We start from the raw sequence: 11,265 nt of genomic DNA on the forward strand, positions 1-11,265 counted from the left end.
CAGGCCGGCCACCGGCCGGCCGGAACCATCCGAGACCGGAGGACCCGAGATGACGTACACGTCCGAGCAGCCGATCACCGGCCTGACCCTCGACCCGACAGCGCGGACGACGGTTTCGCCGACGTGTGGCACACCGACGTCACGTTCATGCCCCGCCCGCCGATGGGCTCCATCCTGCGCGCCGTCAGCCTGCCGGTGTCGGGCGGCGACACCAACTGGGCGGACAGCCAGCTCGCGTACGACTCCCTGGCCGCGCCCGTCCTGGAGATGGTGGACCAGCTGACCGCGGTGCACGACGGCACCCGTGAGTTCGGCTACTACCTGGCCCAGCGACGCGGCGGCAGGGGCAACGTCTGGGAGGGCGAGACCGTCACCCGGCTCGACCCGGTGGAGCACCCCGTCATCCGCGTGCACCCGGAGACCGGGCGCAAGGGGATCTTCGGCAACCCGGGGTTCACCTCCCACATCGCCGGGGTGTCGGACGCCGAGAGCCCCGCCATCCTCGACCTGCTCTACGCGCACCTGACCAAGCCGGAACACGTGATCCGCCACCGGTGGCGGGCCGGCGACGTGGCCATGTGGGACAACCGCTCCACCGCCCACTACGCCAACCGCGACTACGGCTCCGCCCACAGGGTCATGCACCGCATCACCCTGCGCGGCGACCGCCCCACCGGCCCTGCCCGGTGAGGGCGGACGGTCCCCTTCGGTGACGGCCCACGCTTTCACTCGCTGACGGTGGGTGCGGTCCTCTGGGGCACTCCGGCGGGTTCCCGCCGGTCAGGCGTCCTCCCAGAGGACCTGCCGAGGGGGGCGGGGGAGGCGTACGGCCCCGCTGCGGTCGGCCAGGGTCGCGGCCCTGAGGAGCAGGGGGTGCCCGTCCCCGAGCGACGGGCGGCCGTGGGAGAGGGGCGCGCGGTCGAGCAGGGGGGCGAGGAGGTCGTCGAGCCCGTCGAACCGGCCGGTCTCGAACCGGTGGGCGGCCTCGTCGTAACGCCCTTCGAGGAGCAGCGGGTGCGCGGCGTCCAGCCCGCTCGCGGTCAGGCCGGCCAGCGCGGCGCGGTGACCTCGCGCGGCGCCCTCGTCGCCGCGCGCGTCCTCGCAGCGGGCGGCCAGCAAGAGCGTACGGGCGCGTCCCGGCGGGTCTCCGGGGTCGGTCTCCGCGGCGCGGACCTCCTTCAGCGTCGCGGTGGCCGCCGCGGCGTCCCCGTTCCAGAGCTGGATCTCAGCCAGGGCGCGCCGCACCGACAGGACCAGGGCGTCGGGCGGCGCCGCCGCGAGAAGGACCGCCAGCTCGGAAAGCGCGTCCAGCGCGGCGCCGGGGTCCTCCCCGAGCGCGGTCGCGAGCGCGTGCGCGACGCGGGCCTCCGCCCACAGGCGGAAGGAGACGTGCGCGGCGAACCAGTCGTCGAGCACCGGCGCGCGTTCGAGCAGCCGCAGGACGGCGCTCGGGTCCCGCAGGGCGAGCTCGGCCTGCGCCATCCGCACCGTGTCGTGGTTCGGCCAGTAGGCCGTCGGCTGGAGCAGGTCCGCGCGCTGGCGCCCGGCCTCCTGGAGCAGGTGACGCGCCTCGATCGGCTGACCGGCCTCCAGCAGGGCCTCGCCGAGGGACACCCGCGCCGCGACCACGTTGATGTCGCCGGGGTCGCCGAGCCGCGCCTGCCGGTCGGCGACCACGGCCTCGGCCTGGGCGAGGCCGTCCGCCACCCTGCCGGCGCGCGTGGCCGCGCGGGCGGCGGCCTGGGCGGTCAGGGTGAAACGCCGCCACGCCGACGACACTCCCGTGGCGGCGTCCGCGCCCTTCGCGCGCGCCGAGCGGGCCTCCTCGATGAGCCGCGCGCCCTCGACGGGGCGGCCCTCCTCCACGAGCACCTCGCCGAGGTTGTGACGGGCCCGGGCGGCGTAGGAGGCCGCGCTCTCGGGGTCGTTGATCTTCACCTCGGTCTCGGCGATCTCCAGGGAGGACTCGAAACCGGCCCGGGCGGCGTCCAGGTCGCCGTACCTGAGCAGCGCGAGCCCCATGCGGCTCTGCACGTCGCAGCGGGAGCGCAGGCCGGTCTCCGTGCCGGCCTCGGAGCCCGAGAGCAGCCGTGACAGCTCCCCGGCCTCGCGGGCGGCCCGTTCCAGCAGGATTCCGGTGTCGAGGAGCGAGCGCAGGACGTTGGCCTGGGCGTCCGCCTCGGCGGACGTACCCTCGCCGCCCCTGCGCGCCGCGTCCCTGGCCCGCTCCGCCACGTCCAGGTCGTTGATCCAGGTGCCGGCGAGCGGGATGAGATGCCTCTCGTACCAGTGGGCGCTCAGGGCCGCCGCCTGCCGGTCGACGGGACCGTCCGGGTCGTCGGTCAGGGCGTCGAAGGCGAGGTCGGAGAGCTTCTCGGCGCAGGCCCGCGCCCAGCCGAGGGGCGGGAGGCACACGGCGTGCGCCGCCGCCGAGATCACCGGGGCGAGGTGGTCGGCGTAGGCGACGACGCGGCCGGCCCAGCCCGCGGCGGCGGCCCGCCCCATCGCGCTGTCCGGCCAGCTCGGCGGCCCCTGCGGCCCGGACTGGCGCTTCTCCGACGTCGCGATGTCGCCGATGCCGAGCTGGACCTGCTGGGTGAGGAACGCCTCCGCCCGGTGGAAGCGGGCCACCAGGAGCAGCGCCTGGGTGACCAGGTCGCGCGCCTCGACGAGGCTCCCGGGGGTCGCCGGCCGCTCGGGCGGGCCGTTGCGGTCCGCGAACTCGACGAAGGCGTGGTGGAGGGCGAGGGCGACCAGGACCCTGCGGCTCTTGACCTCGTTGTAGAGCCAGACGGCGCTGCGGCGCCCGCTCTGGCCCTCCCGCGAGAGCCGCACGGCCGAGGCGACGTCTTCGGCCCTGACGAGGTGGTAGTCGGTGTGGCGGAGGACCCCCGCAGCGGCCTCCCCGATCGCCGAGAGCCGTCTTTCCTGCGCCGACACCTGGAAACCTCCTCCGTCAGAGCCGCGGTTCACGCATGTGAGGGGATATCAACGGCAAAAGCCATATTGATCTCCAAAGCATATATCTCGGGCATGTAGCGGGCTTCATGGGGCCGGTGCCCGGCGAGGGCCCGTCCACGAGGGGCGGAACGAGGTTCTCACGTTTCGCCGTGTCCGGAAAGCGCCCGGTATGTGACCCGGAAACGCCCAGATGAATAGGCCTTTTGGTAATAACCAGTAGATCTGAGATGCCCTCTGGCAGGCCGTGCGGGGAAGGTCCGCCACGCCGGAGCTCGGCCGCTCACGGGCGCGACGGCCGCGGTGGCGGCGGGCCCTCACCAAGTCACTATATTTCCACTTTTCGGCGTATTTCTCCGCTAATGCCGTGTGTTTCCTGGTTTGTGGGTGGCGCGAGCTCGACGGACGCACGCGATTCACGGGGCCTTCACGCGGGAGAGGAACGGCCGTGCCGCCGTCCGCGCCACCTGGCAGTCGCCCCGCGCGGGGACGCGTCCGCCGGCCGGGGACGCGGATCTGGCCGGCGGCGACCGTGCCGGGACGCGCACCGGGTGAAGGAGAGGCGCGAAGCCTCCCCAATAGAGCGAGCATCGTCGAAATGTCGCCCAGAGGCGAGTGCCGGCTACAGTCCCGAGGTCAAAAGCCGGGCTTCACGGTGGTTCCAGGTGCGGGAAGGACCCCGGGGCCGGACGGCAGAGGGGAGCCGCGAGCCGATCACGACGGCCCTGCGAGACGCCCTCTCCCCGCGCCATGTGCCCGACGGCATCACCACCGTGCCGGTCGTCCCGCGCGACCGCACCGGCAGGAAACTCGAACTGCCGGCGAAGAAGATCCTGCTGGGCGCCGCGCCGTCCGAGGTCGTGAGCCGCGACACCCTGGCCGAACCGGCATCGCTGGACGCGTTCACCCCCCTGGCGGCCCAGCGCTCCGCTCATTGACGTGGCGGCACCACGACGTGAGTCATCCGGCGTCGCCGGGTCCCTTGCCACGTGCGCCCCTGCGTACGCGGCGTGGTTCGTGGGCCCGCTCTCCATCCCGCCGCCGGATTTCGGGAATGTACGCCAGGACCAGGGCGAAGTCCCGCGCGGGGTCGGTGTACCAGCGGCCCAGCGTGAACCCGCAGCGCATCAGCTCGCCCTCCAGGCGGTACCGGTAGAACTTGGAGCTGATCTCGGTGCGCATCTCCTCGCCGGCCTTGAAGGAGACCGTCAGGTCCAGCTCGCGGAAGCGCACGCGCATGGGACGGCTGGCGCGCAGGCGCATCTCGATGCGGTGCAGCTTCCCGTCGTAGAGGGCGACGTGGTCGAAGGCCTGGGGCATGAAGTCCGCGCCCAGCTCGCGGTTCATGACGGTCAGGACGTTGCGGTTGAACGCGGCCGTCACCCCTGCGGCGTCGTCGTACGCCGCGACCAGCCGTCCGGTGTCCTTCACGAGGTCGACCCCGAGCAGGAGGCTGTCGCCCGGGGACAGGGTGGCCCGCAGCTCGGAGAGGAAGGACTCCCTGGCCTGGTGGTCGAGGTTGCCGATGGTGCCGCCGAGGAACGCGACCAGGCGCCTGCCGACCCGGGGTAGCCGGGCCAGGTGCTGCTCGAAGTCGGCGCAGACCGCCCAGATGGCGAGGCCGGGGTAGGCGTCGGCGACCCGGTGGGCCGCCGCGTCCAGCGTGGTCGCGTCGACGTCGACCGGCGAGTACGTCTTCAGCGTCCCGGCCGCGGTCAGCGCGTCCAGCAGTACGACGGTCTTCTCGCTGGTGCCCGAGCCGAGCTCGACCAGCGTCTCGGCGCCGGCGAGCCGGGCGATCTCGGCGGCGTTCTCGCGCAGGATGGCGAGCTCGCGGCGCGTGGGGTAGTACTCGGGCAACGTGGTGATCTGCGAGAACAGCTCGCTTCCCGCGGCGTCGTAGAACCACTTCGGCGGCAGCCACTTGGGCGCCGAGGTCAGCCCGGTACGGACATCCTCGGCCAGCGCCCTGCGGCGGTGGTCGGGGCCGAGGTGGTTGACCGTGTACAGGAACGGCAGCGGAATCTGGGTGACGGACACGCGGGCCTCCTGGTGTGACGGTGGATCGGTGGCTCCTGAGAGGTGTCGGGTCGGAATGGTTCGTCGTCGGGTCGAAGGTTCATCCGTGTTGGGTCGGAAGGCGGGTCACAGTGGGGTGACTCGCACGCCACCGGAGGTCGCGAGCACCAGGTGGCGGTCGGGGACGGCGTCCCAGCCCGGCCGGTCGTCCAGCGGCTCGCTCGCGAGAAGCACGCCCTCACCGCGCGGCTCGCCCGTGGATCGCCGGGCCGGGCCGTGCGGCCTCCCCGCGAACGGCGCGCCTTCGCCGCGGCGCAGGAACAGGGTCTCGTTCCAGGCGGTGGCGGCCACGGCGTCCCCGTCCGTGACCAGCAGGTTGAGACGGGCGCCGGGGTCGTCCACGCCGGCGTGGGTCACCACCTCGGCGACCGCGTCGCCCAGCGAGATCCCCGTGCCGAGCCGTACGAACACCGCCGCCGCCAGCCACGCCGAGTCGCAGGTGCTCTCGGGGTCGCGGCCGTCGGCGAGCGGCCTGACCGCCTTGCGCGCCACCCTCCCGTTGTGGCTGAGCAGCCATCTGCCCTCGGTGAAGGGCGCGGTGGCGGACTCCTCTATCGGCATGCCCGGGCTCGCGGAGCGCACGGCCGCCAGCAGGCACCCCGAGGTGGCCACGGCCGCGAGGCCGGGCAGGTTCGCGTCGGTCCATATCGGGACGCTGCGCCGGTAGCGCACCGGCTGCCCGCGCCGCGCGTCGTACCATCCCATGCCGAAGCCGTCGGCGTTGACGGTGCCGCACCGCTGGAGGCGCGGCGCGTGGGACTGCCTGAACAGACCGTGCTCGGGCTCCTGGAGCAGCGACGCGAGCGGGTGGGGATCGCCGAGCCACGCCGCGTGCCGGCACACCTTAGGCCTCCTCCGGAGAGGCCGGGCGCGCGCATCGGAACCCGGCGAAGATCTGCCGCCGGGTCGGATGGTCCCAGTTGCGGAAGGTCGTGCGGACCGCCGTGGGATGCGTGGCCCACGATCCGCCGCGCAGCACCCGGTAGGTCTCGCCGAAGAACACCTCGCTGTACTCGCGGTAGGGGAAGCTCCGGAAGCCCGGGTAGGGCAGGAACCACGAACCGGTCCACTCCCACACCTCGCCGATCATCTGCTCGGCGCCGTACGCGCTCGCCCCGGCGGGGAAGGCGCCCACCGGCGCGGGCCGCGAGGCCCGGTGGCCGAGGTTGGCGTGCTCGGGCAGCGGGTCCCCGTCACCCCACGGGTAGCCGCGCGCCCGCCCGGTCGCCGGATCCCATCCGCAGGCCTTCTCCCACTCGGCCTCGCTGGGCAGCCTCCTGCCCGCCCAGCGTGCGTAGGCGTCCGCCTCGTACCAGCTGACGTGCTGCACGGGCTCCGCCATGGGCACCGGCTCCAGCCGCCCGAAGCGCGTGCGCCACCACGTGCCGCCGTCGCGGGTCCAGAACAGCGGGGCGTCCACGGCCCTGCCCGCGCGCCAGCGCCAGCCCGCCGGGTCCCACCAGCGCGGGTCGTCGTATCCGCCGTCCTCGACGAACTCGGCGTACGCGCCGTTGGTCACCGGGAAGCGGTCGATCCAGTAGGCGGGCAGGGCGACCCGGTGCGCGGGCCGCTCGTTGTCGTACGCCCAGGGCCGGGTGCCGGTCCCCGCGACGAACGGGCCGGCCGGTACGAGCACCTCGCCGCCGCCGGTGCGCCCGGCAGGAAGCTCGCCGTCCCGGACCAGGCCCGGTTCCCCCGACAGCTGGAGGGTCGCGAGCATCGTCTCGTCGTGCTGGTGCTCGTGCTGCAGGATGAGCCCGAACACGAAGCCGTCCGACCGGAGCGGCTCGGGATCGCGCAGGTCGACGGCGTCCAGCACGTCGAGCACGCGGCCGCGCACGCCGGCGATGTACGCGCGGGCCTCGGCCGGGCCGAGCAGCGGCAGACCCGGGCGGTTCGCGCGTGGGTGCGCGAAGGCGTCGTAGATGGAGTCGATCTCCGGGCGCAGCGGGGTGGCGCCGCCGACCTCGCGCAGCACCCACAGCTCCTCGTAGTTGCCGATGTGCGCGAGGTCCCACACCAGCGGTGACATCAGCGTGGAGTGCTGGCGGACCAGCACCTCGTCGTCGGTGTCGGTGTAGGAGAGCGAGCGGCTCCGGCCCCGCTCCAGCTCGGCGGCGATCCGTTCCTTGAGGCCGGTCATGCCGTGACCTCCTCGCCGAGCCAGGCGCTCCCGTGCGGGCCGGGGTCGCGCACGCGCGTCAGCAGGTCGACGGCGGGGGAGCGTCCTGTGGTCACGTGACGGTCGGCGAAGGCGTCCACGTCCGCGACCAGGCCAGGGCCCGCGCCGAGGCGGGGGAGCGCCTCGATGGCGGCGCGGAAGCAGTCCTCGGCGGCCCGGCGCAGCCGCGCGTCCCCGAGCCCCACCTGCGCCGCCTGCCACCAGCGGTCGGCGAAGGGCTCGGCGGAGGCGAGCGCGGCGTCGGCGGCGCGGTCGTCCAGCAGGAGCGCCGAGGTCACCGCCACGCACGCGGGCCAGGAGCCCGGGTGCTGCGCGTCGAGGTAGCGGACCTCCAGCCAGCCGCGCGGACGCACCGGCGGGAACACCGTGGTCGCGTGGTAGGCGAGGTCGCGCGCGCAGGGCTTGCGGCCGACCAGGCCGGGGGTGCTCATCCAGTCGCCGAAGGTGGCCCGGCTCGGCGGGGTGTGGTGGCGCGCGTACTTCTCGCCGACCAGCATGAGGCGGGCGTCCATCAGGTACCTCGCCCAGGCCACGGCCGGGTCGCCGTCCCACACGAGCGGGCGGGTCCGGGTGGGGTCCAGGTGCAGCCATACGGCCTGGCGGCCCGACATCCATCCGCACGGCCGGGAGGAGACCATCGGGGAGTTGGCGAACGCGGCGTTGAGTACGGGGCCGAGGCGGGTGGCGCGCTCCCACCGGGTTTCGGGGTTCTTACCGAAGTCCACGTTGACCTGGATGGACGCGGTCAGGCACATCATCATCGGCCCGTACGGCACGCCCAGCAGCTCGGCCATCGCGTCGTACCTGGGCTCCCTGAGCTGGCGCAGCGGCGGCCTTACCGGGTCCAGTCCCATCCCGGCGAGCACGAGCCCCTCGTCGTGCAGCGCCCCGCGCACCGCGTCCACGTCGGCGGCGGCGTCGGAGACGGCTGCCGGCAGGGTTCGCGGCGGGCCGGAGAGCTCCAGCTGGCCGCCGGGTTCGAAGGTGACGGCGCTGCCGCCGGGCAGGAGGGGAAGGGCCTCGGCGATCCGCTCGACCGGGACCTGCCGGGAGGGATCGGCGCGGTCGTAGACGAGGAACTCCAGCTCGATGCCGATGTTGTCACCTGGTGTGCCGCCAAAGCACCGGTGCGCGAACTCTTCCACGTCCGCCAGGTCGCGGACTCGCGCGTCGCTGTACTCCGTACCGATCATGGACCCTCCTACGCTGAGGTGTGTACGGTCGGCAGAGTTCTGGGAGACCTCCCGTTCACGGGATCCGGTCGGAAAAGGGCGTGGAGCAGCCGGCGAGAAGTCGAGGACCGGTGAAGGAGAAGCCGCGCGAGGCTCCGGCCTCGCGGGTACGGGAGCGCCGGCCTGGGTGGTGGCATCGGCGAGATCGAACGGCCAGTGGGATGGGCTGAGCCCTGCGGACCTCCGAGTTCCGATCACTGCGGCGTTTGACTAAGCATCTCGTACCCGGCGTTACGCCACATGAAGCCCAAAGGGGACGTTCGACTCAAACGATACGATCTACCCTCATAACAGAATTCGCAGGCTGAGATGTGCCGGCGGTGCGTCCGCAAGTCTCACGAGCTGTACCTGGGGTGGCGACGCAGTTAACGATCAAAGGTGGGCGTACGCCACCTCTCGGACCGCCGTCACGGGGCGCCCGCGCCGTCGAGATCGGGCGTGGCCCTGCCGGCCAGCCACTCACGCGCCTGGGCGAGGTGGCGGTCCGTCAGGCCGGTCCTGGGGTCCACCTCCACCAGCAGGAACTCGTCCACGCCCGGATGGTCCTTGAGGTACTGCCAGTCGGGGGTGCCGAGGCTGTCGTCGAACCAGACGAACGGGCGGCCCGCGACGTACTCCGCGACGTGCCGGGTCTTGAAGTGCTCGCCCGCGCGGCTGCCGGGGTCGCTGTTGACCTTGATGACCGGAAGGGAGGGCAGGCCGATGCGCGGCGATATGTGGTCGTTGGCGTGCTGCTCCCAGGTGGTGGCCCACGCCAGCTCGGCGTCCGCGTCGCGGGCGAGCGCGGCGAGCCGGCGGCCGTGCCTGCGGCTCAGCAGGATGCGGTACGTCTGCCCGTCGAGCACGCAGTCGTGGCGCCTCAGCCACAGCGAGTGCCTCCGGGCCGGGTTGAGCACCCCGTCCACGTCCAGCAGTACAAGGGGACGCTTGGTCACGTGCCGCTCCTCGGTCGTCGGTGCTGGATGCCATGATGCCGCCACCATGGCCCAGTCTTCCAACTCCGCGAGGGAAGCGGCGGTCACGCCGGGCTTCCCGGGTCACGCCGTGCGCCCCGCCTCCGCCCGGTCCCAGGCCTCGGCGAGCAGTTCGTACGAGCGCACGCGGTCGGCGTGGTCGTGGGCGATCGTGGTCACCAGGAGCTCGTCCGCCCCGGTCGCGTCCCTGAGCACGCGCAGTCTCTCCACCACGGTCTCCGGCGCGCCGACGAACTGCGTGTCCACCCGGTCGGCCACCAGCCGCCGTTCCTCCTCGCTCCAGGAGTGCGCGGCCGCCTCGCGCGGCGACGGGAAGGCGATCGCCCCCTCCCCGGCGCGGATTGCGCGTCGAGCCCCTTGGACGACAGGTAGGTGCCTGCCACCAGGGCGAGGATGTCGTCCACCTGTCGGCGAAGTCGGGGGACTCGGCCCCCGGCTGCTGCAGCAGCGACGCGTACAGCGCGAAACGCGGCGAGGTGAGCAGGTGCGCGAACGAGAACGGCGGCGGGATGAGCAGGCCGTGCGTCTCGCGGGCGGGCCGCGCATCCTCGGGCCGTGCCTCCCCGGGGCGGGGCTCGCCCTCCTTCAGCTCCTTGAGGGCCTCGGCCCGCCGCTGCCCCGACCGGCCGAGACCGAGGTCGGTCCGGCCAGGGTACAGGGCGTCGATCGTGCCGAACTGCTCCACCACTGCCGCCGCGGTCCGGTGGCCCAGCTGCACGGCTCCCGAGCCGACCCGGATGCGGCTCGTCGCCGCCGCCACCAGCGCGATCAGCACGGCCGGGGCCGAGCTCGCGACCCCGGGGGTGAAGTGGTGCTCGGCGAGCCCCCCGGGGGTGCCGGCGAACACCGCCGCGTCCGAGACGTGCTCGGCCCGTCAAGCGAGTCGAGCCGCGACCTGCGGCCGGCCGCCGCCCGGGCGTCGGTGTCGAGGTGGACCACCAGGTCGGCGAAGACGCGCAGGGGCTCGCCCACCCGGCCCACGGCCGCCTCCGCCTCGCGCACCTCCGCGACGATGGCGCGCGCCTGGTCCTTGTAGTGCGGGGTGACGTAGACCACGTCGGCGCCGCGTGCGGCGAAGCGGTACGGCAGTGAGGCGTGCGCGAGCGCCGTGACGAGCGGCTGGCCCTGCGGAGGGCGAGGGGTGATCGCCGGGCCTTGACGCCGAACCACCGGCCCCGGAAGTCGACGTAGTGCAGCTTGTCGCGGTCGACGAAGCGGCCGGTGGCGACGTCCCGGATCACGGCGTCGTCCTCCCAGCTGTCCCACAGGCGGCGCGCGACCTCGACCCCGTCCGCCGCCTCCTCGAACAGGTCGTTCACGTGCCGGGACAGCTCGGGGGCGTCGTGGTCCTCCGGCCGTAGAACCGGGAACTCGCGGCGGCCGAAGTGCGGGCGATCCTGGCCGCGAGGAGCACGGCGTCGAGCCGCCCGCGGACCTGGTCGGTGCGGTCGTCGGGGCCCTCGTACCGGGAGGACTGCGGACCGAGGGAGTCCTCGATCGTCACGAAGTCGAGCAGGCCGCTCTCCGCCTCGACGGCGAGATCGGTCCAGTAGCGGGCGGAGAAGAGCTCTCGCGGGCGGGCGGACGGGGTCGCGCCACGCCGCGGGGTGCCAGCCGGCACCGTCGAGGGCCGCGCTGATGTGAAGGGGAGTGGGCGGCATTCGGGGCCTCTTCCTCGTGCTGCGCCGGCGGGGGCTTCGGCGAACCGCGATGCCGCCGCTCGCTCGACGATGGCCACGCGCGGTGAAGTATGCAATTCCTACCTGATTAGTTCAAAAATTGGTGTGGCAGGTCGCGTCGGGGCCCGGAAACGCCTCGTGCCCCTCACAGCCGGACACAC

General features: G+C 73.3%; 11 protein-coding genes and 1 pseudogene. 2 read left to right on the plus strand and 10 right to left on the minus strand.

The genetic code is table 11. The features are described from left to right. Positions 1–27 precede the first annotated feature (27 nt). A complete protein-coding gene (locus tag AB0O34_RS18375; protein WP_363916696.1) occupies positions 28–690 on the plus strand; it encodes a TauD/TfdA family dioxygenase in 663 nt (220 codons plus the stop codon). A gap of 90 nt (positions 691–780) precedes the next feature. On the opposite strand, the gene AB0O34_RS18380 is transcribed toward AB0O34_RS18375, so the two are convergent. After that, positions 781–2,940 (minus strand): hypothetical protein, encoded by a 2,160-nt coding sequence (locus AB0O34_RS18380; protein ID WP_363916672.1) that lies wholly within the window; start codon positions 2,938–2,940, stop codon positions 781–783. Between the two features lie 683 nt (positions 2,941–3,623). On the opposite strand from AB0O34_RS18380, the gene AB0O34_RS18385 reads away from it, so the two are divergent. Next, the gene (locus tag AB0O34_RS18385) at positions 3,624–3,896 is read left to right on the plus strand and encodes a hypothetical protein (protein ID WP_363916674.1); all 273 of its coding nucleotides are present in this window, start codon (positions 3,624–3,626) and stop codon (positions 3,894–3,896) included. 22 nt (positions 3,897–3,918) lie between these two features. Here AB0O34_RS18385 and egtD read toward each other — a convergent pair whose 3' ends face one another. From egtD to AB0O34_RS18430, 9 genes and pseudogenes are all read right to left on the minus strand, one after another. Then, positions 3,919–4,968, minus strand: a complete 1,050-nt coding sequence (gene egtD / locus AB0O34_RS18390; protein ID WP_363916698.1) for an L-histidine N(alpha)-methyltransferase — start codon at positions 4,966–4,968, stop codon at positions 3,919–3,921. A gap of 135 nt (positions 4,969–5,103) precedes the next feature. Next, positions 5,104–5,880: an ergothioneine biosynthesis protein EgtC gene (gene egtC / locus AB0O34_RS18395; RefSeq protein ID WP_363916676.1), complete on the minus strand. Its 777-nt coding sequence runs from the start codon at positions 5,878–5,880 to the stop codon at positions 5,104–5,106. Position 5,881: 1 nt separating this feature from the next. Beyond that, positions 5,882–7,180, minus strand: a complete 1,299-nt coding sequence (gene egtB, locus AB0O34_RS18400) for an ergothioneine biosynthesis protein EgtB (RefSeq protein ID WP_363916678.1) — start codon at positions 7,178–7,180, stop codon at positions 5,882–5,884. Beyond that, positions 7,177–8,412 carry an ergothioneine biosynthesis glutamate--cysteine ligase EgtA gene (egtA, locus tag AB0O34_RS18405; RefSeq protein ID WP_363916680.1) on the minus strand — a complete coding sequence of 412 codons (1,236 nt, stop codon included), beginning with the start codon at positions 8,410–8,412 and terminating at the stop codon, positions 7,177–7,179. Before egtA ends, egtB begins: the two co-directional genes overlap by 4 nt. 446 nt (positions 8,413–8,858) lie before the next feature. Continuing rightward, entirely contained in the window at positions 8,859–9,473 is a 615-nt protein-coding gene (locus AB0O34_RS18410; protein WP_363916682.1) for an HAD domain-containing protein, read from the minus strand. A 15-nt stretch (positions 9,474–9,488) separates the two neighbouring features. Next, positions 9,489–9,683 carry a hypothetical protein gene (locus AB0O34_RS18415; protein ID WP_363916684.1) on the minus strand — a complete coding sequence of 65 codons (195 nt, stop codon included), beginning with the start codon at positions 9,681–9,683 and terminating at the stop codon, positions 9,489–9,491. A 403-nt stretch (positions 9,684–10,086) separates the two neighbouring features. Then, positions 10,087–10,272 (minus strand): annotated as a pseudogene (locus tag AB0O34_RS18420) (LLM class flavin-dependent oxidoreductase); the annotation flags it as partial. Then, positions 10,194–10,595, minus strand: a complete 402-nt coding sequence (locus tag AB0O34_RS18425) for an LLM class flavin-dependent oxidoreductase (RefSeq protein WP_363916686.1) — start codon at positions 10,593–10,595, stop codon at positions 10,194–10,196. The gene AB0O34_RS18425 and the pseudogene AB0O34_RS18420, both read right to left, overlap by 79 nt. A 145-nt stretch (positions 10,596–10,740) precedes the next feature. After that, on the minus strand, positions 10,741–11,046 hold the full coding sequence (locus AB0O34_RS18430) for a hypothetical protein (protein ID WP_363916688.1): 306 nt from the start codon (positions 11,044–11,046) through the stop codon (positions 10,741–10,743). Positions 11,047–11,265 lie beyond the last annotated feature (219 nt).

Source organism: Sphaerisporangium sp. NPDC088356 (genome assembly GCF_040685555.1).
In the GTDB taxonomy this organism is placed as follows: Bacteria; Actinomycetota; Actinomycetes; order Streptosporangiales; family Streptosporangiaceae; genus Sphaerisporangium.

What these genes read in the sequence shown, in the direction of transcription:
- egtB (WP_363916678.1), bottom strand. Translation starts at nt 7,180, where the DNA reads ATGACCGGCCTCAAGGAACGGATCGCCGCCGAGCTGGAGCGGGGCCGG.
- egtA (WP_363916680.1), bottom strand. Translation starts at nt 8,412, where the DNA reads ATGATCGGTACGGAGTACAGCGACGCGCGAGTCCGCGACCTGGCGGAC.